Here is a 25,141-nt window from a genome sequence, read left to right as displayed (position 1 = left end):
GGATTATAATACGATTCGTATCTCATATAAGAAAAGCCCCCGCATCCATTAACAGGAAACGGGGGCATACTTTATAAAGGACTCAAGCTATAATCTTTGACTAGTCATTAGAATAATCAAGTTCAGACAACTGCTTGAGAAGTTTGTAACGCTGCTTGCAGTCTTTTTCAATTCCTGCACGCATAGTTTTGGATGCTTCAGGCATCATACGTTCAAGCATAGCGTAACGGTTTTCGCCGGACAGGAATTCCTGCAAAGTTCCATCAGGTTCTTTATATTCAACAACGAGTGGATTCTCGCCATTTTCCTGGCGACGTGGGTCAAATCTGTAAAGCGGCCAGTAGCCGGACTCAACAGCAAGTTTACCTTCGAGCTGAGTTTTCCCCATACCCTTCCTGATACCCTGATTGATACAAGGTGCGTAAGCAATAATCAAAGAAGGTCCAGGGTAGCTTTCAGCTTCGAGAAATGCTTTCATGACCTGATTTTTGTTGGCTCCCATGGAAACGGAAGCAACATAAACGTAGCCGTAACTCATCATCATACGTCCAAGATCTTTCTTGGCAGTATGCTTACCTGCTGCTGCAAATTTTGCAACAGATCCAAGAGGAGTTGCTTTAGAAGCCTGTCCACCTGTGTTGGAATACACTTCAGTATCCATCACCAGTACGTTGATATCCTTACCTGAAGCAAGAACATGATCCAGTCCACCAAAACCGATGTCGTATGCCCATCCATCACCACCGAAGCACCATACAGACTTCTTGGTAAAGAGGTCTTCCTGCTCTTCAATCTCAAGGAGAAGCTCGTAAGTATCAGCCTCAACAGCAAGAATCTCACGCAGCTTATCGCCGCATTCACGAGATTTTTCAGCATCGTCTTTATTTTCGATCCAGCCTTTAAGAGCCTCAGCCAGTTCTGAGCTGATATCCAGATCAAGAGCCTGCTCCATGAGCATTTTCAAACGATCACGGCGGTTGGAAATAGCCATTTCCATACCGAATCCATATTCAGCAGCATCTTCGAATAGTGAGTTACCCCATGCTGGTCCATGACCCTCAAGGTTTTCACAGTAAGGAGTTGATGGTGCTGATGCTCCCCAGATTGAAGAACAACCAGTTGCGTTAGCAATGATCATGCGTTCACCGAAAAGCTGAGTCAGAACTTTAGCGTAAGGAGTTTCTCCGCAACCTGCACAGGCACCGGAAAATTCCATGAGAGACTGCTGGAACTGACTGCCTTTGACAGTAGTTCTAGGCATGATCTGGTCTTTAAATGATACGATTTCAGAGAAATCATAGTTGGGAACCTGAGCATCAGTCTGAGATGCGATAGGCTTCATAATGAGAGCCTTTTCTTTTGCAGGACAAATATCTGCGCAGTTTCCGCACCCCTGACAGTCAAGTGCGTTCACCTGCATACGATAATGCAGACCATCAAGACCTTTACCCTTAGCTTCAACAGTTTCAAAGCTTTCAGGTGCAATTTTGAGTTCTTCATCATCAGCAAGAACACCACGAAGAGCACTGTGCGGGCAGACAAAAGAACACTGGTTACACTGAATACAGTTATCTTTAATCCATTCAGGAACCAGAATTGCTACGCCGCGCTTTTCAAAACGGGATGTTCCCATGGGGAAACGTCCGTCAGGAGAAAATGAACTAACGGGTAATTCATCACCTTTCTGAGCCAGAATAGGCTTAACAACATCAGTGATGAATTCAGGTTCCATACCACCTTCGACAACGTCTTCTTCAGCAGTTGCCCAGGATTCAGGATATTTTATTTCAATAAGATTTGCTTCGGCCTGATCAACAGCAGCGTTGTTCATGTTGACGATCTTATCGCCCTTTTTGCCATAAGCATTTTTGATGGATTCTTTAAGGTAGGCAACAGCATCTTCAAAAGGAATAACGTTTGCCAGTTTGAAGAATGCAGTCTGCATAACCATGTTGATGCGGCCACCGAGACCAACTTCACCTGCAATTTTAACAGCATCAATAACATAGAACTTAAGGTTGTTCTGTGCAATTTTGCGACGCAGCTTTGCAGGAAGTTCAGCTTCCAGTTCATCCTGTCCCATGCTGGTATTAAGCAGGAAGGTTCCACCTTCGCGAATACCGTCCAGCAGATCGTAAAGCTTTACGTAACTGGGATTATGACAAGCGATGAAATCGGCAATTTCAACTAGATATGTGGATTTAATCGGGCTGTGACCGAAACGCAGATGGGATACGGTGATACCGCCGGATTTCTTGGAATCGTAGGCAAAGTACCCCTGAGCGTACATGTCGGTTTTATCGCCGATAATTTTAATAGCCTGTTTGTTTGCACCGACAGTACCGTCAGAACCGAGTCCCCAGAATTTACACTGAACAGTACCTTCAGGAGTGGTATCGAGTTTCTCGCCGATCTCAATAGAAAGACGAGTAACGTCGTCGTTGATACCGATGGTATAGTGATGTCTTGGAGACAGGGACTTCATGTTGTCGTAAACAGCTTTGACCATTGAAGGAGTGAACTCCTTAGAACCTAGGCCATAACGTCCGGCATAAACAGGAAGATCAATGTCCATTTCTTTCAAAGCAGTGCAAACATCAAGATACAAAGGATCACCGATAGCTCCGCCTTCTTTGGTCCGGTCAAGGACAGTAATTTTCTTGGCTGAACCAGGAATAGCGCGACCCAGATGTTCAATTGAGAAAGGACGATACAGTCTGACTTTCACCAGACCTACTTTTTCGCCGTCTGCAACTAGTTTTTCAATTGTTTCTTCGATGGCTTCACAACCGGAGCCCATTGCAACAATGATATTTTCAGCTTCAGGATGTCCTACGTAATCAAAAAGATTGTATTCACGACCGGTAAGATCGGCAACAGTCTTCATCGCATCTTCCACATAGCCGGGAACAGCATCACGATAAGGGTTGATTGCTTCAGTTGCCTGAAAATAAATATCAGGATTCTGAGCGGTACCTCTGGTATGAGGATGCTCAGGATTAAGGGCGCGATCACGAAAATCTCTGATTTTATCCCAGTTCAGAGCTGCGGCCATATCTTTATAATCAATCAGTTCAATCTTCTGAATTTCATGAGAAGTTCTGAAACCATCAAAAAAATGAACGAATGGAATGCTGGACTCGATTGTTGCAAGATGTGAAACAAGTGCAAGATCAAGAGCTTCCTGAACAGAGTTGGAAGCAAGCATTGCAAATCCGGTCTGACGACAGGCCATTACGTCCTGATGGTCACCAAAAATGGAAAGAGCCTGACCAGCTACTGCGCGAGCAGAAACATGGAAGACTGTTGGCAACAGCTCACCTGCTATTTTGTACATATTAGGGATCATCAACAGAAGTCCCTGAGAAGCTGTGAAGGTACATGAAAGGTTACCTGCAGCGAGTGCGCCGTGAAGAGCACCTGCAGCCCCGGCTTCTGACTGCAATTCGCGAACTTCCATGGTGGTATCGAAAATATTTTTCAATCCCTGCACAGCCCATTCATCGGCAAGCTCTGCCATGGGGGATGAAGGGGTGATAGGATAGATGGCAGCAGTTTCGCACATAGCATAGGCTACATAGGAAGCAGCTTGGTTGCCATCCATAGTTTTCATTTTTTTGGCCATTATAAATCTCCGTGTCTTTTATGGTTTGGAAGGCGTGCAGGGCACAATGTAGCATAGGTCAATACACATTGCCTACCCGTATTTGACCGCTTCATGACCGATATGTGTAAAAAAATTGATCAACCATTCAAGTTACCTGAAACACTTATACTTTTAACGCAGTATTCTGTATTTCAGAGGCCGGAAAAAGGTCTTGAAAGCGCATTCAATAACAAAAATAAATATATTAAAAAATATCACATCCTATGAACTTTTCTTCGATTGCCCTTTATCAGCAATCGCCTGAATAGCTGTTATTGCGACAGTATTAACTATATCGCGCACCGTACAACCTCGGCTGAGATCATTCACAGGTTTATTGAGTCCCTGTAAAACAGGCCCTATTGCGACAGACTCCGGTTGAGATCGCTGCACGGCCTTGTAAGTATTATTACCTGTATTAAGATCAGGAAAAATAAGGACTGTAGCCTGTCCCGCAACTTTACTTTCCGGCATAAGGTCAGCTGCAACATCAGGATCAACAGCAGCGTCAAACTGAAGAGGGCCTTCTACAGCCAGATCAGGAGCCATCGTTCTTATAAGTCTTGTTGCCTCTTTGACCTTATCCACAGACTGCCCGCTGCCGGACTCACCGGTTGAATAAGACAGCATAGCCACTTTTGGATCAATTCCGAAAATAGAAGCAGTATGAGCTGAACTGATCGCGATGGCTGCAAGCTGTTCTGCATTAGGATTAGGATTAACAGCACAATCACCGTATGCCATAACCTTATCATCCTGACACATAAGAAAAACACTGGATACAATAGAAACACCGGGCTTAGTTTTAATAAACTCGAATGCAGGCCGTATCGTTTGTGCCGTAGTTGTTATTGAACCTGAAACCATGCCGTCAGCCATTCCGGTGTAAACCATCATAGTCCCGAAATAGGTTGGGTCGGTCATACGGTCACGGGCATCGTCCTTCATTATACATTTATGCTTTCGTAGTTCATAATATTCATTAACAAAACCATCAAAAAGATCTGATTTGACTGGATCAACTACATTAATTCCGTCTAAATCTATATCAATATTAGAGGCGACCCGGCGAACTACCTCTTCATTACCAAGCAGAGTAATTTTTACAACATCACGACGGCGTAAAATATCAGCTGCACGTAAAATACGTTCTTCGCCCCCCTCGGGTAGAACAATATGCTGTTTACACTCACGAGCCTTATGAAGCAGAGTATGTTCGAACATAAAAGGGGTGATACGTGTAGATATGGTTGAAACAAGTTTCTGCTGCAATTCATGTGAATCAACACATGTTTCAAATAACCCCATTGCCGAGAGTACCTTGACCTGATTTTCAGGATCAATGGTACCATGCAGACCACGAAGAATCTGGGCTGTTTTGTGTGTATGATCAGGTGCAACCAGAATAGGCAGCGGAACCCCCTTCCACCCCTCAATCAAGTGATGAATAGTCATTGCAGGGCGGATACCGCCAGTCAACAGCACACCGGCAATATTCGGATATGCATCGGATAGCCGTGATGCAAGCCCTGCCAGGATAATATCAGACCTGTCTCCGGGGGTAATGATCAGACTTCCTTCATTAACATACTTAAGAAAGTTCTCAATCTGCATAGCTGCAACAACATAATTATCAATAGGGGTATCCAATCTGTCCCGACCGTAAAGCACAGTACAGTCCAGCCATTTGACGACATCTTTCATTGTCGGGTTGCCAAGTCTTTTGTCATCCGGAAGAATATAAACAAGAGGCTTACTTTCGCCTTTAAAGCCAGATTTGATTCTGTCTTTCAAGTCAGCATCAAACTTTCTTGAAGCCCTATTAACCATTACAGAAATTACATCCAGACCTTTTTCCTCAAAAATATCAACTGTACGGATAGCTAGATCACAAACTTCATCTTCATCACTGTTCATTGCATTAAGTACAGCTAAAACAGGACAACCTAAATTCCCTACGACATCAAGATTCATATCAAATTCAAGAGCAGCTTCACCGCCAAGATAGTCAGTACCCTCGCATAGGATAAAATCATATTTCTCTTCCAGTTTTTTAAACTTCTCAAGAATATTTTCCATAAGCAGAGAATGCTTACCGTCATTTAGCATACGAGTAGCCTGACTCTGAGTATAGGCATAAGTCGTAGCATAGTCCTGTGAGAGATTGAAATGACGAAGGATCAGATCTATGTCATGGTCTCTCCCACGTAAGTTATCATGAATAATAGGCCTGAAAATAGCTACCTTACGCAAATGAGTAAGCAGTAACTGCATAACCCCTAAAACAATCGCTGATTTACCACTGCGAGCCTCTGTGGCTGCTATGTACAAACTTTTCGACATTATCTCTCCTGATTAAATAGAATGCTTGGCAATAATTAATAACAGAAGTTCTCTCAATAATCACGACTCTAAGGTTATCATTTCTATTTTTATATTTTCGGAATCAGCATGATGATTTTGTATTATAGTACCTATTCGCAAAGACATATTTTTAGATCTAAATACCATTAGATTCATTTGTATATTTCAAAAAAATGATTTGGAGAATACTATAGAAACTCGACCTTAAAATGGTTGGATATTTTTAAGAAGAATTCCCGGAAAGAATACACAGGAGGTGCTGATGAGGTCCGCCAAGCTGCTGAAGTTGCAGTATCACAACCCGTTTAACAAGAAGCTGACAGATAAGTGTATTTCCCGGAAATTCTCCTTTGGCCTTCCACTTATGCTGAAGACTATCCACTTTGTTGCGGGAGAGGATTAAGTCTATATTATAACAAAAAGAGAAAGCCATTTTCTCCTGACCAGTCAAATCCTGATTTCAATGCAATCATAACAAACTAATAATCTCTTAAGTTTGCTAATTCACCCTGCATGACTGATCTGGACAAATTTAAATCCGTTTTCTAGGCGCACGTATAGAACCCATGGCTATTGAGCCGCAGAGTAAAATAGAAAAACTGTTGAAAATTTAGAAACAGATCCGGGCGAGACAACCCCGCCCGGATACAGGGGAGGTATTACTTGGGCATTACAGCCCAGTCAGGAAGCACAGTAAGATTTATGCCCCAAAGAAGCGGAAGAGCATAAACAACGGATAAAGTAATCAGGACCGCACCGAAAAGATTCAGCCAGAATCCTGCTGCAGCCATCTGTTTAATCGACACACATCCACTACCGAAAACAACTGCGTTAGGCGGAGTTGCAACAGGAAGCATGAATGCAAAGGATGCTGCGACACATGCACCGACAATTGTTGCCAGCGGGTTGACCCCCATAGCGATTGCGGCACTGCCCATAATAGGAACAAGTAGAGTTGCTGTTGCGGTGTTAGAAGTGATTTCCGTAAGGAAAATTGTGATAACAACAACCACACCAACGAACATCAGAAGCGTCATACCATCAAGCATTGTCAATCTGGAAGCAATGTAGCTGGCCAGACCTGTTTTTGAAAAACCATTAGCTATTGCCAGACCACCACCGAAGAGCAGAATTACATCCCAGGGAATTTTTACTGCTGTCTTCCAGTCAAGAAGAAATTCACCCTTCTTGAAATTGGTCGGGATAGCAAAAAGAACTAAAGAACCGAGAATACCGATAGTAGCATCATGAATATAACCAAAGTTAGGCCAGAAATCTTTAACAACAGGTTTCATAAAGCCACGTGAAAGCCAGAATGCAGCGACAAAACAGCCTACTATCACGATATATTTTTCTTCCTTGGACATAGGCCCAAGTTTCGCGATTTCACTATCAATAATTGCTTCGCCACCAGCAAGTTCAAGCCCTTTGGCAGGAAACAAAATCTGAGTCAAAATCCACCAGGATACACCTATCATGATCACGGCCAAAGGTACGCCGTAAACCATCCACTGTCCAAATCCGATCTGCACGCCATACATTTTATCAACCATGCCGACCATAACAGTGTTAGGAGGAGTACCAATAATAGTACCCACACCACCCATGGATGCAGCATAAGCAATACCGAGCATCAGACATTTACCAAAGTTGGACTCGGGCCCTGAGGTAGCACAAGCTCTAAGGTCTTTGGAATCAAAACCGGTCGCCTGCTGAATAACAGCCAGACCGATTGGAACCATCATCATTGTTGTTGCAGTATTTGAGACCCACATGGAAAGAAAACCGGTCGCTATCATAAACCCGAGAATCATACGCCCCGGACTGGTACCGACAGTTTTAATTGTATGTAGAGCTATACGTCTGTGGAGGTTCCATCTTTCCATGGTGACAGCCAGAAAAAAGCCACCCATAAAGAGATAGATCAGATGATTTGCGTAGGGCGAACATGCCGCAGCTGATTTCATAACGCCCAGGAGCGGAAATAAAGCAATAGGTATAAGCGAAGTTGCAGGAATTGGAATAGCTTCAGTTATCCACCAGATAGCCATAAGCGCTGTTACAGCAGCAACTTTCCAGGCATTCGGTTCCATACCTTCTGGAGTAGGTATGAAAAGCATGAGCAGGAAAACTATCGGCCCCAGAAAAAAACCGATTTTACGTCCGTTACCACTGTCTTTTGGATCGCTCATAGTCCCTCACTTGAGCTTGTGGCAGAGTTACCGGAAAAAATGCTTCAGCAAGCCCCGCTATGCGGGTTGTCAGCGCAAGTTGAAACATCCTGCCTAATCCGGTCAGACCGCCGATACTTACATACTGGACCTCATCACATATTTTATCTCTCCCGAATTCCCTCACGAATCCGGGAGAGAGGTTCACACAATTCTTATAAAACTAGAAATCGAGATTATAAGACTTAATAAAATCACCAACACGTACTCTGGAAGCAGCCAGACGCTCGCGAAGTTCTTTTTTGTATTCTTCAATGTCGATTTTTTTGCGGGCAACTCCGGTATCCATTGCAGCCTGAGCAACAGCAGCTGATTCGAATTCGATCAAACGCAGGTCAAGCGGTTTAGGAATAATGTAGTCAATGCCGAATTCCAGCTTATCAACTCCATAAGCTTCACAAACATAGTCTGGAGCCGGTTCTTTTGCCAAAGCAGCAAGAGCTTTAGCTGCGGCAATTTTCATTTCTTCATTGATAGATGTAGCCTGTACATCCAAAGCTCCCCTGAAAATGAAAGGAAAGCCAAGAACGTTATTAACCTGATTAGGATAATCAGAACGTCCGGTCCCCATGATTGCATCAGGGCGGGCTTCTTTAGCATCAGTGTAACTGATTTCAGGGTCAGGATTTGCACAAGCAAAAATGATAGGAGAGTCAGCCATGGATTTTACCATATCTTTGGTAACCATGCCTTTTACAGAAAGTCCCAGGAACAGGTCAGCACCATTCATTGCATCTGCAAGATCTTTATATTCCTTGTCAGTAGCAAATTCCTGTTTCTGTGCGTTGAGTCCTTCACGGCTTTTGTTGATATGCCCACGGGAGTCAAACATAGCAACATTCTCACGTTTAATACCAAGTGACATATAGAAGTTTGTGCAGGCAACTGCAGCTGCTCCTGCGCCGGATACAACAAGGCGCATATCTTCTATTTTTTTACCTGTGATTTCAGCAGCATTAATCAGTCCTGCACCGGAAATAATAGCAGTTCCATGCTGGTCATCATGAAAGACAGGAATATTCATTTCTTTTTTGAGTTTTTCTTCGATGTAGAAACACTCAGGAGCCTTGATATCTTCAAGATTGATGCCGCCGAAAGTAGGTTCGAGAGCTTTAACAATATTGCAGAGTTCATCAGGATCAGTGACATCAAGATTGATATCGAAAACATCTACATCAGCGAAAACTTTGAAGAGAACCCCTTTACCTTCCATTACAGGCTTACCTGCTTCAGGGCCGATATTACCAAGGCCAAGTACAGCTGTACCGTTGGAAACAACAGCAACAAGGTTTCCACGTCCAGTATAAAGATATGATTTTTCTTTGTCTTCAGCTATTGCCAGACACGCCTCAGCCACACCTGGGCTGTAGGCCATGGAGAGATGTTTCTGAGTCGCACATGGTTTTACAGGCACAACTTCAATCTTACCTTTTCTGCCCTCGGAATGATAATCAAGAGCTTCCTGTTTAGTAAAAAGAGCCATAAATATTCTCCTTAGTTGTCAGCATAAATAAACTGACGGTTACTCAATACCCGCCGCCTTGCGATCAGGGACAGCGTATAACTCGCCTCCGTGAGAATCATTGATAACGAGAAGAGGAAAATCTTCTACAGTCAACTCACGGATTGCTTCGGGGCCCAGTTCATCAAAAGCGATAACTTTCGCTTCCTTGATGCACATGGACAACAGAGCACCAGCACCTCCGGTGGCTCCGAAATAAACAGCTTTATTATCTTTAAGAGCCTGCTTAACTTCATCACTTCGCTTGCCTTTACCTATGCTGGCTTTCTGGCCGAGGCTGTGCAAACGAGGTGCATAAGTATCCATTCGGTAGCTTGTAGTAGGACCGGCTGCCCCGATGGGTCTGCCCGGAGGAGCCGGACTGGGACCTACGTAATAAACCACTGAACCTTTAAGTTCAAAAGGAAGCTCTTTGCCTTCATCAAGAAGATCAACAAGTCTTTTATGTGCTGCATCACGCGCGGTGTAGATAGTTCCGGTCAGTTTAACCACATCACCGGCTTTAAGCTGCACCATATCTTCATCAGTCAGGGGGGTGCTAAGTTTATATTCAGCCATTAGAGTTCCACCTCCTCATGTCTTGAAGAGTGACACTGAATGTTAACAGCCAGCGGCAGACTTGCGATATGACAGGGACGCATTTCAATTTTGACATCAAAAACTGTGGTTTTTCCGCCCAATCCCATAGGACCAATCCCAAGCTTATTTATGTCTTCCATAAGTTCGGCTTCAAGCTTTGCAATCTCAGGATCAGGTGACGCTTCGCCAACTTTTCTCATAAGTGATTTTTTTGCCAGAAGTGCCGAATATTCAAATGTTCCGCCGATACCGATACCGACCATTGTTGGAGGGCAAGGATTAGGTCCGGCTTCAGCAACTCTTTCAATGACAAACTTCTTAATACCTGCCCAGCCCTGAGCCGGAGCAAGCATGGTCACACGGCTCATATTTTCAGAACCGCCGCCCTTAGCCATAAAGGTAATTTTAAGTTTATCCCCGGGGACAACATCCATATGAATAATTGAAGGAGTATTATCACCGGTATTTTTTCTGGTCAGAGGATCACAAGAAGATTTTCTTAAAAATCCCTCTTCATATCCTTTGCGAGTTCCAGCATCAATAGCATCCCTGATATTCATACCTTCAACACGGACGTCTTCCCCCATTTCCACGATGTACACGGCAAGGCCGGTATCCTGACAGAGAGGCAGACCTGACTTTTCAGCAAGTTCCCAATTTTCTTTAATTTGCCTGAAAACTTCTTTTGCAGCCGGAGAATCCTCGGCAGCAGCGCATTCTTCAAAACGCTTGCGCACATCTTCGGGCAGGTAGCGGTTTGCACTGACGCACATTTTCGCTACGGCATCGATAACCTGTTCAGCTTTAATAGTACGCATGATTACTTCCTGAATATTTCCTTGATTGCAGTGATCCCCATCTTACGCCGCAGAAAACCTAACTGGTTCTGCAACGGCAGTCCTTTGGGGCAGACATCTTCACAGCCGAGTAATCCCATACAGCCGAAGATACCTTCATCATTACCGATAATTTCAAAATAATCGCGATCAGTACGCTGATCTCTTGGGTCCACTACAAAGCGGGCTACACGGTTGAGAGCTGCAGCGCCGAGAAAGTCATCACGCAAACGAGCTGTACCGCAGGCTGAAACACAACACCCGCACTCAATACAACGTTCAAGCTCATAAATCTGCTCGGCAACTTCATTTTCCATACGCTCTTCAATAGCATTCGCATCAAAGACCTTGGTGGTATGCACCCATGATTCAGTTGACTGATACATTTCTCTGAACCAGACACCGGTATCAACTGAAAGGTCACCGATCAGTTTAAATACAGGCAGAGGCAACAGAGTGATCCGTTCGGGAAGATCAATAGTCTTTGTCTGGCAGGCCAGTCCCGGACGTCCATTGATAACCATGGCACATGCACCGCAAATACCGGCGCGACAGCAGAAATCAAAAATAAGACCGGGGTCCTGCTCTTCGCGGAGACGGTTAAGCGCAATGAAAAGAGTCATGTTTTCGGTTTCATCCAGCACAAAAGTCTGCATGTGCGGAACCGACCCCTTTTCCTGCGGGTTATAGCGGAATATATCAAATTCGAGTTGTCTGCTCATTTTTATATCCTTAAGTCGTCAGGGGTTATTTCTTAATAGTTTTGGCTTCAATTCCAGCTTTATCAGCCTCAATAATAGAGCCGCCGCCGTACCCACGATCTCCCGGTGGAATTTCGTAACAAGGAGTTGCATCTTCATATTGCAGTTCAGGCATATCTGCGCCTTCACGCCAGTAAGCAAGAGTCCTGTTAAGCCATTCTTTGTCATTACGGGCAGTGTAGTCCTCACGGTTATGAGAACCTCGGCTTTCAGTACGTTCCAAAGCTCCCTTGGCAATACAAAGTCCCAGTTTGACCTGACCTTCGATTTTTAGAGCTGCAGCCATTTCATGGTTTGCACCTGCGCCGCTTGAAACCAGACCGACTTTACGAGCCTTTTCAAGAGTTCCCTGAAGAGTATCAATACAGCTTTTAAGTCCGGCGTCATTTCTGAAAACAAAACAGCCATCCATAAGAGCATTCTGCAATTCTTCACGGACTTTGTAGACGTTTTCCTTACCTTTGGCTCCGCTGGCAAGTTTTTCCATCCTGTCCTGCTGCTTACGAACGGCGTCACTGACCAATGAAGTCTTAAAATCAGTTTCGTAACCCTGAAGAAATTCAGATATTTTTCTTCCGATAATTCCACCGGCAACAACTGTTTCAGCAAGAGAGTTTCCGCCTAACCGGTTAAAGCCATGCATATCCCAGCATGCAGCTTCACCTGCGGAAAAAAGACCTTTAAGACCGTACACGGCACCGTCCTTGTCAGTACGTACACCAGCCATGGTGTAATGCTGTGTTGGGCGGACAGGAATAAGTTGTTTTCTAGGATCAACATTAAGAAAATGATGACAGATTTCATCAACTTCACGAAGCTTTGTAGAGATATGCTTGTCACCGAGATGACGGATATCAAGCCAGAGATGTTCGCCGTAAGCAGATTTAACACCTTTACCCTGCCGCATATGATGGGTCATCCAGCGGGAGACAACGTCACGGGAGGCAAGTTCAGCTTTCTCAGGTTCATAGATGTTCATGAATCTTTCTTCATTAACATCAAGCAAAGTTCCGCCGTCGCCACGGCAGCCCTCTGTTACCAGAATATCTGTCGGCACGATTCCTGTGGGATGAAACTGAATTGCTTCAGGGTTACCGATAGGAACGACACCGGTATCGTGAGCAATTATATGCCCTCCACCGTCGCAGATAACCGCGTTGGTCGTTGCTTTATAAATTCGCCCGAAACCACCTGTACATATTGCAGTTGCTTTTGAAAGATATACTTCCAGCTCACCTGTGCGAAGACAGCGCACAACAGCACCGGTACAGACATCACCGTCATGAATAAGAGAGATAGCCTCTTTTCTGTCAAAAACATTAATGCCAAGCTCAGCACACCTGTTATCCATAGTACACATGACAGCATGTCCGGTACCATCAGAGGTGTAACAGGTACGCCATTTAGCTGTTCCGCCGAAAGAACGGGCTGTGATTAAGCCGCGTTTTTCTTCTTTCTCTTCTTTTTCAAATTTCTCGCCACCTTTGAAATAAAAAGATTTACCGGGAACAACACGGTTCCATGGAACACCCCAGTGGGCAAGACGGCGCATTTCAATGGGAGCGGCATCTGCGAACAGACGGGCAACTTCCTGATCACAACCCCAGTCTGAACCGCGGACTGTGTCACCGAAGTGAACATCTACATTATCGCCTTCACCTTTGGCACAGTTACCCAGAGCGGCTTGCATCCCGCCCTGCGCTGCAGATGAATGTGAACGACGAGCAGGAACAATTGAAAGACAGATTACATCGAAACCGTCCTGGGCCGCCTCCACAGCCACTCGCTCACCCGCCAGTCCGGCGCCGATGACAAGGAGATCAGAGTAATATGTTTGCATATAAGAACCCCGTTTAACTTAATGTTATGAACCGGATCAGGGTGATGATGCCGATGACCATGAATGTTGCGAAAAGAATAGACTCAAGCTTTTTAGCTTTAACTCTGTTCTCAGTCTTGATGACACCCCATTTGACGCCTATGCGATAAAAACCAACGCTGACATGAAGTTCAACGCAAGGAAGAAGGATAAGGTAGAAAAGAAGCCACCCGCCTCCAGAAACACGGGCTGCAGACTTAGCAGCAGTAATTGGGAGATCGTTTAGTACAACCCACATATGGACTGCACCCATAACAAGGATGATCATTGCGGTCACAGCCTGAACAACCCAAAGCCAGGTGTCGCGATGCTTCAACATTTGAGCATGCTGCCAGATGGTTGCCTGCCCTTCCGCACGGAAAGGTATTTTTCTGGCCGCCAAGGCAAAATGTAGCAGAAAAGTTAAGAAAATCAAAGGCCCACCGAGTTGAGCCATGTATGTGTATTCAAAAAAACCAGCTATACCATTCATGATTTTGGGTGAAATCACGACCGATGAAACCAGCAGCATATGACACCACATAAAAGCGACAAGTCCTGCACCGGTGAGCATTTGCAGCCAATCAAGAATGGCATCTCTCTTGCCCGGGCGGGCTAAATGCATACCTACGTTTACAGCCATAACCATCCTCCTTTGACGGGATTTCTCCCGCATTAATGGTTTACCAACGTGACCTCATCAGCGTGAGCACAGTGGTCTTTAGACCATTTTACAGGTGAACAACCTGCAATAATTCCGATTCCATAAACATCTTCCCGAAAATATGGATATTTTCGACAGCCTATCTAAATATCTGGCTTAAAAGTCATAAACCCGGTCAAGGTAAATACTTTAGAAAATGAATTCAGGATATTATCTAAAACGCAAAAGACTTTTCTTGCGCCTTTGATCAGAAATGATCTATTTTTGGAGAAATGAATTTTAAAGTAAGTAATATAAGAGACAGGCGCAGCAATCATAGAATTAAAAACTACTGTAGACCTGCTAGGTACGAAATGAGTGAAGAAGAGAAGATATAAAAAATCAAGAAACAGCATAAATCCGGCAGAAATACGCATTGCTTTCACACTGCGCTCACCTTCTTGCGGATTCATCAGCATGAGACCCACCCCACTGCTGACGATCATGTTTTGTCCTACAACTGGCATTCATCCCCCGGCACCCGAAGCTTCTTCCCAGAAAAATATTCACTTAAAAATACTTCCCAAAATCTTCGGTGAGATTGTTTACTGCTCAGAATCACAAAACCTAACCACTAACTGTCAAAATCAACGGATAAATCCGCTTTTTTTTCTAATGATTTTCTTTCTACCATCCCTTAATTGGTCGGTCAATCAATTTTGAAAAAAACATTGACAACTTCGTTCTTTTTTGCACAAACGATTAGTAACACCATTCTCTATAATCTTATACACATCAGTTTTGCACTACAACTCACCGACTTAGCATTTTTTTAGCAATGACTCCTTTTATCAACATATTTAAATTAATACTTTTACTGTATTAAATTTATACCGATATACACTATTTCAGAATCAAACTTGTTATTTTTTTTGTTGAGGACTATTAAAATATATGAAACTCAAAGTCGGGCTGGCAATTTATCCAGATTGCAGTTGGCACCACACGCAGATACAGAATTTAATAACAGCAGTGAATATTTTCGTGTTAACACATCCATAAATAGTATTTTTAAGATCACGTGGCACACATTGGAACACGACCTGCACAAACACGGAGCCATGTTTATGACCAAAAAAGAAAAAATTCTACAGGCAGCGCAGGAACAATTTGGGGAGCACGGATATACAGCAACAACACTAAAAATGATTGCCGACCATGCAGGAGTTGCTTCAGGTCTTGTTTCCCACTATTATGGAAACAAGGACAACTTGTTTTTAGAATCCGGAGGGGCTTTAATAGACCAGATGCTAAAAGTCCTCACAGCTAAAGCTGCACAAGGTAAAAATGGACTTGATGCACTGGCAATATTCGTACAGGCCTATTTCGACTTCACAACAGCGAACAGAACAACCTTCCCAACACTGCTTCGAAGCTCTCCTTTCAGTGACGAATATCCAAATCTAGACCGTACCCATATCGCAGAGAAATTTAAACGACTGATCATTCAGATTGAAGAATACCTAAGACAGGGAATTGAGGATGGTTCAATCCGTGATGTCCCTCTTTCTGCAACGCCTTTCCTTATTTATGGACATATTGTCGGAGCAGTTCGTACAAAATTCCTTACACCTTTTGAAGTTCAAAACCTTTTTAGAGAAGCATGCCAATTCATAGTTCGAAGCGTAGCCAAAGACTAAGCTCAATTAATACAATTATACTCATGGGTGCAGCATTCGCAGCAGCCTTGAGTTCAGGTATATTTACTTTCACACTGCCTCTTATGAACCTCGACGAAAAAGCGAGTGGCATGTGGCTGGGCAGCGGTTTTGCAGGATACTTCTTTGCGAAACTCCTCATCGCCCCCATATCCGGTACGTTCGCGGACAAATTCGGAGTAAAAAAGCCACTACTAATTGCAACGTCCTTGGCAGCCTTCCTTCCACTGATCTACGTCTTTTCCCCAGAAATAACATCGCTTTATGCTATACAATTTGCTCTGGGTTTATGCGCAGGAACAGTACGCACAGTCAGCATGGCAGCCATTGGAACCTCAATGCAAGGAAACAACCTTTCTGTTCGCTTTGGGCATCTGGCAGCGGCCATGAACAGTTCATTTCTACTTGGCCCTTTGCTTGGTGGATTTTTATATCTTAATAAAGATTATCTTCCAGTACTTGGAGGCATGTCTTTTTTCATGATTGTAGCCTTTATACTTTTCATTCTCTACAGCCCCTCAAAATCAGCCCCATCAGCACTTAGTCAAAAAGAAATTGCTCCACCTGCTTCAACTCAATCATACATATATATTATGCTGGCTTTGTTCGGGCGGGCTGTCGGTATTGGCAGCTTGATAGCCTTCTACCCGCTACTTATTAAATCAAGCTTGAACCTTAGCCCGGCAATGACAGCTGTTGTTTACTCGGTTCCAAGCCTTATCACAATTGTTCTGCTGCCTATCCTCGGTAGACTCCTTGCTGAATATAATCGTAATCTTATCACTTGCACAGGCATGATAATCAGCTCACTTGGTATTTTTTGTGCTGCGACCAGTAACTCTTATATTTTTTTTATTTTAGCAGGGATCATTATGGGAGCTGGATCTGCGGTGTCCATGCCTGCGTCAATGGCTATCTGCTCTGATCTTGGATCACGCAAAGGAAAAACAATCGGATTTGCCAATATGGCAACCAACCTGGGATTTATGACAGGACCACTTTTCTGCGGGATTATGGTCAGTACTACTGGGCAAATAGGCATTCCTCTAAAGCTTGCTGCTATCGCAGGAGCGTTATTAACTCTGCCACTTATGCATCAGGGAATATACGCTTTAGGGAAAAAGAAACTTGCTCATTTCACGGCAATCATAGTCATATTAATTTCTTCATTACTAATTCCACTGCAACTGCAACATCACAGTACGAAAGTATCAGCGCCAGATACTTTCCGGTACACCGATGTGGCTATGGGGACAGTAGTAAATCTGACATTAATCACTCCTGAGACACATAGCACGAAACGAATAGCTAAAAAAGCTGTCACTCTAATGCACAAACTGCAAAGAGACTTTGACCACCGCAATAAGCTTGGCTCTGTTGGACGTATCAATCACTCAGCCGGAAAACGAGGAATAAAAACTTCGGACAATGCTTTCCACGTTATTAAGCGCGGACTTGAGTTCAGTAAAAAATCCAATGGTAATTTTGATATAACCATTGGTGCAATAACAACCACACCTTTTTATTATGCGTTTGACAAAAGTCACTACGAAGGACGCAAAGACCTTATTAATTACCGCCTTGTTGAAATTGATCCAACGGACAACATAGTAACACTTCCGCACAAAGGCATGGCTATTGATCTTGGAGGACTTGCCAAAGGAACTATCATTGATGCAGCTGCCCAGTTTTTGCAAAACTCAGGTATTAAAACAGGGATGGTTGAGGCTGGTGGGGACTTTATGGTCTTCGGGAAGCGTTTATGGTCAATCGGAATACGCAATCCGCGTGGTAAAGGAATTCTTGGCTATATCGAAGTAAAAGACAGCGCAGTTTGCGGTTCAGGTGATTATTACCAATTCATCCAGCCCATTTCAACAGAAGAGAAAACCAGAAAACACCATATCTTTGACCCATCCAGGCTGCAATCGTCTAATGAATGTATTGCAACCACGACAATTGCTCCAAATGCCGAAACAGCTGACGCACTTGCCACAACAGTTTTTATTATGGGGCCGGATAAAGGAACTGAATTTTTAAAAAAACAATTCCCAGCCTGTGCAGCAATGTGGGTTTTACCGAATATGACAATTCGAAGCACGGATAATTTTCCAGCCATAAAAAATAAATAATATTCTATTATTTAAATATATTACCTACTAAAAATCACTAAGCAGCAATTTTATGTATATTAAAAATTTAATTTTATTCAAAATAACACTTGACCTTAAAGACGTTTCTCCATAGAACCCTTTTCAACGCGCGCCTGTAGCTCAGCTGGATAGAGTGCCGGACTACGAATCCGTAGGTCAGAGGTTCGAATCCTCTCAGGCGCACCACTAAGCGTATTAAAAAGGATTATAACCAATCGGTTATAATCCTTTTTAAATTTCTTTCACATATTCTGCTTATTTAATTTGTTATTTTAGCTCACTACAAGAATGAATAGTTACAGAAGTGGGTTTACTTTGTCGAACCACAGAGAGGCGAATGTTCGGCGGGTTTGTCCTTCCCTTTCCTCACTCCTTTTGTCTATATAGATATGGACACATCAGTAAGCATCCTGAAGAATTGAGAGCACTTCGTTTTTGCCAATGGCATAGAGGCATCCAAGTTGGCCGTTCTCTACGGCCCGATTAGCAATGATTTTCAGATCATTTTCTCTAACGCCAGCCTCGCTCAAGTTAGTAGGCATACCAATGCGTTTGTAAAACTGGGAGAGCTTTTCGATTCCTGTTTTCGCTGCTATAGCATCATTGGCTTCTCGGATGTTCATCACATTACGAGCGAATCGAGCGAAGAGCGGCAGATATTCTGGAGCCTTGGATATAGTCTGTCGCATCCATGCCGGTGTCAGTAAAGCAAGTGTTACTCCGTGTGTCATATCGTACATGCTGGAGAGTTCATGTCCGATCATATGCAGCCGGGAATTTGCCGTCGGCTTGCCGAGGCGGAGATGGAATCCGGTCAACGCCATAGAGCTGGCCCACATAATAGAGGCTCTGGCATTGTAGTCTCTTGGATTCTCGAGAATCTGAGGGGTACGTTCGAGCACTACACGCATCAGCCCCTCATTCATTCCGTCTTGGACGTCTGCGCCACATTCAGGTGCGAAATACTGTTCCATAAGATGGCAGAGGATGTCGGCACATCCCGCCATGGAGTGATATTCCGGGACGGTGAATGTGTATTCCGGGTCGAGAATAGAGAATCTAGGAAAGAGTTTTTCGTGAATTAATGCCTTCTTTTTATGCTGTTTCCCGACCGAAATAACCGCTGCCTGATCCATCTCGCTCCCAGTTCCAGCCATGGTTAGCACCGAGCCCAGCGGCGCAGCTTGTTTAGGGACCTCTTTGCCTAATAACAGATCAAGCACAGGGCCATCATAGACAACACCGATGCTGACGGCCTTGCAAGTGTCTATGACAGAGCCGCCGCCGACGGCCAGGATGAAGTCACAAGCTTCTTCATGATACAGGGTCATTCCTTGCTCGACACTTTCGATGTGTGGGTTGGGTTGAATGCCTTTGAATTCCACATAATTGATACCTTCGGCATTCAGTTGGTCAACGATCTGCGCGAAAATACCATTTTTTTTGATGCTTCCACCACCATATCCCAGAAGGACCTTAGCACCGCCGTTGGCTTTTATAGCCTTTCCGAGGTTCTTAATTTGTCCTTTTCCGAAATATGCCTTGGTCGGGATGTGAAAAATGAAATTATCCATAGTCTCTCCTTTGGTTTGTAATGATGGAGATCTATATGAGTGGGAACCTACGGGCTATACACAAACCAACGGAAAATGGATATATTTCTTCGATTCTTCAAGGGACGTTATTCTAGTACTCAGTTTTTTTTATGCGGTATTCACTCGGAGACAGCCCCGTTTTATTTTTGAAAAGTCGCGAAAAATATTGTGGATATTCAAACCCAAGTTGATAGGCAGCCTCAGAAACGGTCATATCTGGGATGAGCAAAAGGCTTTTAGCCGTATCAATTAAATAGTTGTGTATGTGTTCCAAAGCGGTCTTGCCAGTCTCTGCCTTCAGCGTGTCGCTTAGGTAGCGAGGAGAAAGGGAGAGCTCTTCTGCTGCCCATTCCACGCTGGGCATACCTTGTAGTTTCGGTTTTCCACTTTCAAAATACGTGGTCAGCAGTGCTTCGAATTGAAGACTGAACTCCGTATTCAGCTTCTTTCTATCGTCAAACTGTCGTTCGTAGTAACGAGTGGAGAACCGTAGAAGAGTTTCAATTTGTGCGAGTATAATATCACTACTGTAGACATCATGATCTGCCTGATATTCTGAATAAATGGTCCTGAATACCCCAAGGGCGCTCAATTCTTCCTTTTGGGATAGATGCAAGGCTTCATTGATATCGTATGAAAAGAAGTTGCATTGCTTGATCTGCTTCTCCACAACATGCCCCCGAATATAATCCTTATGAAAAACGAGAGAGTACCCCCAAGGCGCGGTTATAATTCTGTCCCACTCGAGAATTTGCCCCGGAGCAACGAATTTCATGGACCCATGACTGAAATCGTACTTTGTTCTTCCATAGCCTACGTCGCCAGCAAGCAGTCGCATAATCTGTATCACGTAGAAATCGCTGCTGATTGGACCAGATTGGGGTCGGGTGCTGCCATTAAATTCGTCGGGGAATCGTGACATAATACTCATCAACGGGAGCCTGGGCGAAGGCCATCCCATGTAGTGGTGGTATAATATCAATGACTCAAAATGTTGCATAGTTACGCCTTAGAAAACTGTTTGATGTGTGAATTTTACTGGCGCCAAAGCGGTATCCCCTCAGTTTAAGTGCCAAACAAATTTTAGATTTTACTCCAATTGCTGAGGTTGTCCATCCTTTAGGTCTGCTTTGCAGGTGGGTTGTATCCCGGTAAGCCCTGAGGCCTAATATAATTAGGGGGCTAGCAATTTCCCCGCCTCTTTTGAGTAAAGACTTCCTCCTTCCAACTATTCAGAGTTTTACCTAATGTTCGAAACAGACCAAAAGGACTCTGCTGAAATTGCTTGATTTTATCAAGCAATTCGAAAATGTATTTTTTACAACTACGACCATTCTAAACGCTGACTCTGAGCAGAGCGCATGGCAAAAATGATGTATAATTTTATGCTTGGTTGAGCTTCAAAATGTCTAGATATTAACTCTATTTTCTATCTGTTAAGTGATCTTTACGAGTAAGCAGAGCTTTCATAATTCCGCCTCGACCATACGAAATATTCTCCTCGGCAATCTGCTTATAAACCTTGTGGAATACTCTTGATGAAACGCCAAAGAGTCTTTGATACGGAAAGACGAACTCCTACATCGTGGATAAATGGGTTTGCCCGTCCACTCCACCTCAAGAATTATTGAAAAAATACGACATCACCTTTTTAATTGCAAAATCGGGCAGACAGATTAATATTTGATCCATAAATGGATATCCTTTCTTTGAGGTAGAGCCGTTTAAATTTCTTTCATATATTCTGCTTATTAAATTTTATTAAAATGCTTATTTCGAGAATTTTTATTTTTAACAGAACCATTAATTTTATTTTTTTTAAATTAATGCTTGACCAAACAAAAGTTTACACCTAAAAGATTTCTTCGATGTGCGCCTGTAGCTCAGCTGGATAGAGTGCCGGACTACGAATCCGTAGGTCAGAGGTTCGAATCCTCTCAGGCGCACCATTAAGTAAACTAAAGGGTTACGATCATATGATCGTAACCCTTTTTTATTTCCTATTCCCCCAAAAAAGGACACTCTTGATCTCAAAACTAAATCATAGTTATTAGTTTAATTCATTTCTTGTCCCAACGCCTGCCAGCTGTTATTATTATCTACCGTTGAGAACCTCTCCATTATTACTCTGAATCTCATTGTAACTAGCAACAGCTCTTAAAACTGGAAAAAATTTACTTCAAATGGATCTTGCATGAAAAGTATTGTTTCTATTCTGTCACGCTACTTATTAAGCCTATGCTTCTCCTCCACCCTCATTTTTGGGGGAATCACAATATATTTTGTTATTGCTGACTACCATAATGATACTCGTGCGGCTAAAGAAGAAATAATGGGAGATGTGGAAAAATCATTAATCCATGAAGTTTCAAGAGTTCAGAATTTCATTGAATTCAGTCAAAAAAATGCACTGGAACACGCCATCACCAATGTTAAAAAATTTATTCTGGAATCACATAATCTGACCACTACTATCTATAATAAATACAAAGACACTCTGCCCGAGTCAGAACTGAAAACACTTATTAAGGATACTTTGCGTGCTTTGGCCCATGAACAGAACAACTTGTATCTCTTCATATTCGATAAAACCGGTATATCGCAAATAAATACTGATAATCCAGAGATTGAGAAAACAAATATACTTAACCTACAAACCCCTGACGGACGATTTATATGCAAAGAAATGATCTCCATTGTTGAACTGAATTCTGAAGGATATATTAATTATTTGTGGAGCAAACCCAATTCTGCAGGAAAATTCTTCGAAAAAAAAGCGTACATAAAACTTTTCAAACCATATAATTGGATAATAGGTACAGGAGCCTATTTTGAAAACATAAAAAAGAATACTCAGAAAGATGTTCTTATCAGATTAACCAAGATCAATCTTGACGAGGAACTTCATATTTTTGCGGGGCAATATGACGGACTATCACTTATTGGACGCACCAAAGGTAAAAATATTCTCAATATTAAAAATGCCAATGGAGTAAAGGTTATCAATGAGCTGATTTCTGTAGCAAAATCAGGAGGAGGGTTCTTGACCTACATGACTCCTTCTGCTCCACCTAACTATAAGACGTATAAAAAGTTAAGTTATTGCACGGCATTTCCTGAATGGAAATGGTATATTGGATCAGGAATAAACATCAGCATACTTGAAAAAGAGCTCAAAGAAAAAGAAGCTGTATTATATAATACACTTATCATCCATATATGTTCTGTTTGCATTCTGTTGCTCATTTTTTCTATTGCAATAATTTTTTTCTCCAGACGGTTCAAAAAAATGCTTTCAGATAACTTTGATTACTTTGATCGTTTCTTTTTAAAAGGAATAGAATCACCTGTAAAAATTGACCGGTCACAAATAACTTTTAAAGAATTTGATCAAATGGCAATTCTTGCCAATTCTATGAGTAAAAGTCGCGAGCTGGCCAAAAATGAGCTGCTTAAATCAGAGATAACCTATCGTGAAATATTTAATGCGACAAAAGATGCCATTGCAGTCATGGATATTTCCAAACGGATATTTACGGATGTAAATCAAGCATTTCTAGATTTCTTTGGATTGAGCAGAACAGAAGCAATAGGTATGTCCCCTGAGGCTATAAGTTTTAATACTCCCCCCTATGACAACAAATACGCTGCTGAACTTTTTAAAAAAGCTCAATCAGGTCAGTCAGTTCACTTTGAATGGATGGTTAAAAATTCCAAAAAAGAACCATTCTGGACTGATAATTTAGCTAGAGTAGCTACTATCGGTGGACAAAAGAAGCTGCTCATTGTCATGCGTGATATTACAGAACGGAAAAAAATGCAGAAAATTATGATCCAAACGGAAAAAATGATGTCAGTCGGAGGTCTTGCTGCCGGCATGGCTCATGAAATCAATAATCCCCTAGGGGTCATCATGCAGGTAACCCAGAATATACTCAGACGCACCTCTCCAAACCTTGAAAGCAACCGCCCTATTGCGGAAAAGTGCAACATTGATTTGGATAATTTAAGAAACTACATGGATAAGAGGGGTATAACAGGATATTTACACGGAATTCAAGAGGCTGGAGTGCGTGCAGCATCTATTGTCAAGTCAATGCTTGACTTCAGCCGCAAAAGTAATTCCTCCAAATCATCCTGCAATATTGAAACGGTAATTGAGACAGCCATATCACTGGCGTCAAATGATTATGACCTGAAGAAACAATATGACTTTAAAAAAATCAAAATAATAAGAGACTACAGTTCACCTCCTATGTTCAATTTTACAGAGATGGAAATAAGTCAGGTAATTTTGAACCTAATCAAAAACGCCGCGCAGGCCATATCTGAAGATGAAAACAAACATAAGGTCCCGACAATAACTATCCGGACCTTAACAGACAAACAATCAGTAAAAGTGGAAATAGAAGACAACGGCCCAGGCATTCCTGAAGAACATTTAAAAAGAATATTTGAACCATTTTATTCAACAAAAAGTCCAGGACAGGGTACCGGGTTGGGACTATCTGTTTCTTATTTCATAGTGACCCAAAATCACAGCGGAAACATCACCGTTGACTCCAGCAAAGGTGACGGAACAAGGTTTACGATAACTCTTCCTGTTATTTAGAAGAGTTAATTTTCTTCGGCAATAAGCATATCTGCGTAAACCTGTGATTTCCTTTTTCCAAGATCGGGAAGACACCCTTCCTGGCTCATAAGGTCCCAGACCAGTCTGGCAAGTCTATTCTGAGCGACTTGAGTATATGTATTTCCAGATTTATCAAGTTTTTTACGTAATCCTTTTGTGACATTAGGATCCCCGGTAAGGTCAAAAATAATATCGATTCCAACACCGAGAGAAACAATTTTACTTAGATCCATGACCGGGATGTTTTCCGCCTCAGCAAGTATACGTCCCTTTGTCTCGTAAAGTTCGCAAACAGCTTTAATAGTGATAACATCAGTTCTACTGAGTGTTTTTTCTAAAAATTTTGTCCCGATGCGACCAAGACCAACAATTGCGATGTTATGAATTTCCAAATTATTTCTCCTTGTTTTCAAAAAATGAAATGCTGCTGACAAGCACGCATAGCAATGTTAAAAACGATAAGAATATATACCCTTTTTTAATGTCCAAGAGCAAGAGGAGAGATTATTTTAAATTTTATAACCACGCCCAATTGTAGAAAAATTCATTCTTATCCAATGACTAACATAAAAAAAGCTGGCACTATAGGTTGAATCAACTGA

18 protein-coding genes and 2 tRNA genes are annotated in these 25,141 nt (G+C 42.7%); 5 read left to right on the top strand and 15 right to left on the bottom strand.

Going from position 1 to position 25,141, the window contains the following annotated elements; genetic code table 11:
- Positions 1–100: 100 nt before the first annotated feature.
- From nifJ to H589_RS0117470, 12 genes are all read right to left on the bottom strand, one after another.
- A complete protein-coding gene (gene nifJ, locus H589_RS0117525) occupies positions 101–3,625 on the bottom strand; it encodes a pyruvate:ferredoxin (flavodoxin) oxidoreductase (protein ID WP_027723235.1) in 3,525 nt (1,174 codons plus the stop codon).
- 243 nt (positions 3,626–3,868) lie between these two features.
- Positions 3,869–5,989, bottom strand: coding sequence for a phosphate acetyltransferase (gene pta, locus H589_RS0117515; protein ID WP_027723234.1), 2,121 nt, complete (start codon positions 5,987–5,989; stop codon positions 3,869–3,871).
- 244 nt (positions 5,990–6,233) lie between these two features.
- Positions 6,234–6,443: a hypothetical protein gene (locus H589_RS0117510; RefSeq protein ID WP_027723233.1), complete on the bottom strand. Its 210-nt coding sequence runs from the start codon at positions 6,441–6,443 to the stop codon at positions 6,234–6,236.
- 226 nt (positions 6,444–6,669) lie between these two features.
- Complete coding sequence (locus H589_RS0117505; protein ID WP_027723232.1) at positions 6,670–8,202, bottom strand: SLC13 family permease; 1,533 nt, start codon at positions 8,200–8,202, stop codon at positions 6,670–6,672.
- A complete protein-coding gene (locus H589_RS20835; RefSeq protein ID WP_156891774.1) occupies positions 8,177–8,389 on the bottom strand; it encodes a hypothetical protein in 213 nt (70 codons plus the stop codon). The genes H589_RS0117505 and H589_RS20835 overlap by 26 nt, the downstream gene beginning before the upstream one ends.
- Before the next feature lie 15 nt (positions 8,390–8,404).
- Positions 8,405–9,724 (bottom strand): malic enzyme-like NAD(P)-binding protein, encoded by a 1,320-nt coding sequence (locus tag H589_RS0117500; protein ID WP_027723231.1) that lies wholly within the window; start codon positions 9,722–9,724, stop codon positions 8,405–8,407.
- A 39-nt stretch (positions 9,725–9,763) separates the two neighbouring features.
- Entirely contained in the window at positions 9,764–10,321 is a 558-nt protein-coding gene (locus H589_RS0117495; protein WP_027723230.1) for a Fe-S-containing hydro-lyase, read from the bottom strand.
- Positions 10,321–11,160, bottom strand: coding sequence for a fumarate hydratase (locus H589_RS0117490; protein WP_027723229.1), 840 nt, complete (start codon positions 11,158–11,160; stop codon positions 10,321–10,323). The genes H589_RS0117495 and H589_RS0117490 overlap by 1 nt, the downstream gene beginning before the upstream one ends.
- Before the next feature lie 2 nt (positions 11,161–11,162).
- Positions 11,163–11,900 carry a fumarate reductase iron-sulfur subunit gene (locus tag H589_RS0117485; protein WP_027723228.1) on the bottom strand — a complete coding sequence of 246 codons (738 nt, stop codon included), beginning with the start codon at positions 11,898–11,900 and terminating at the stop codon, positions 11,163–11,165.
- Between the two features lie 25 nt (positions 11,901–11,925).
- Positions 11,926–13,779, bottom strand: coding sequence for a fumarate reductase flavoprotein subunit (locus tag H589_RS0117480; protein ID WP_027723227.1), 1,854 nt, complete (start codon positions 13,777–13,779; stop codon positions 11,926–11,928).
- Positions 13,780–13,792: 13 nt separating this feature from the next.
- Positions 13,793–14,440, bottom strand: a complete 648-nt coding sequence (locus tag H589_RS0117475) for a succinate dehydrogenase/fumarate reductase transmembrane subunit (RefSeq protein ID WP_027723226.1) — start codon at positions 14,438–14,440, stop codon at positions 13,793–13,795.
- 164 nt (positions 14,441–14,604) lie between these two features.
- Complete coding sequence (locus H589_RS0117470) at positions 14,605–14,967, bottom strand: hypothetical protein (protein WP_027723225.1); 363 nt, start codon at positions 14,965–14,967, stop codon at positions 14,605–14,607.
- Positions 14,968–15,567: 600 nt separating this feature from the next.
- Here H589_RS0117470 and H589_RS0117465 point away from each other — a divergent pair.
- The 3 genes from H589_RS0117465 to H589_RS0117455 all read left to right on the top strand — a co-directional run bounded on the left by H589_RS0117465 (position 15,568) and on the right by H589_RS0117455 (position 18,497).
- Positions 15,568–16,140 (top strand): TetR/AcrR family transcriptional regulator, encoded by a 573-nt coding sequence (locus H589_RS0117465; RefSeq protein ID WP_027723224.1) that lies wholly within the window; start codon positions 15,568–15,570, stop codon positions 16,138–16,140.
- Entirely contained in the window at positions 16,104–18,290 is a 2,187-nt protein-coding gene (locus H589_RS0117460) for an MFS transporter (RefSeq protein ID WP_027723223.1), read from the top strand. The genes H589_RS0117465 and H589_RS0117460 overlap by 37 nt, the downstream gene beginning before the upstream one ends.
- A 130-nt stretch (positions 18,291–18,420) precedes the next feature.
- Positions 18,421–18,497: transfer RNA gene (locus H589_RS0117455), tRNA-Arg, on the top strand.
- Between the two features lie 212 nt (positions 18,498–18,709).
- Here the strand turns inward: H589_RS0117455 and H589_RS0117450 are convergent.
- Together H589_RS0117450 and H589_RS0117445 are read right to left on the bottom strand one after the other, a co-directional pair.
- Positions 18,710–19,885 carry an iron-containing alcohol dehydrogenase gene (locus H589_RS0117450; RefSeq protein ID WP_027723222.1) on the bottom strand — a complete coding sequence of 392 codons (1,176 nt, stop codon included), beginning with the start codon at positions 19,883–19,885 and terminating at the stop codon, positions 18,710–18,712.
- 112 nt (positions 19,886–19,997) lie between these two features.
- Positions 19,998–20,837, bottom strand: a complete 840-nt coding sequence (locus tag H589_RS0117445; protein WP_211225351.1) for a helix-turn-helix domain-containing protein — start codon at positions 20,835–20,837, stop codon at positions 19,998–20,000.
- 941 nt (positions 20,838–21,778) lie between these two features.
- Here H589_RS0117445 and H589_RS0117440 point away from each other — a divergent pair.
- Positions 21,779–21,855 (top strand) — tRNA-Arg (locus H589_RS0117440).
- Between the two features lie 245 nt (positions 21,856–22,100).
- Positions 22,101–24,518, top strand: coding sequence for a cache domain-containing protein (locus H589_RS0117435; protein WP_027723220.1), 2,418 nt, complete (start codon positions 22,101–22,103; stop codon positions 24,516–24,518).
- Positions 24,519–24,523: 5 nt separating this feature from the next.
- Here H589_RS0117435 and H589_RS0117430 read toward each other — a convergent pair whose 3' ends face one another.
- Positions 24,524–24,931 (bottom strand): Gfo/Idh/MocA family oxidoreductase, encoded by a 408-nt coding sequence (locus H589_RS0117430; RefSeq protein WP_027723219.1) that lies wholly within the window; start codon positions 24,929–24,931, stop codon positions 24,524–24,526.
- Positions 24,932–25,141: the final 210 nt, after the last annotated feature.

The sequence above is a fragment of the Maridesulfovibrio zosterae DSM 11974 genome (genome assembly GCF_000425265.1).
Taxonomy (GTDB): Bacteria; Desulfobacterota; Desulfovibrionia; order Desulfovibrionales; family Desulfovibrionaceae; genus Maridesulfovibrio; species Maridesulfovibrio zosterae.
Note: the sequence above shows the minus strand (reverse complement) of the source record. Positions and strands in the feature narration are given on the sequence as shown.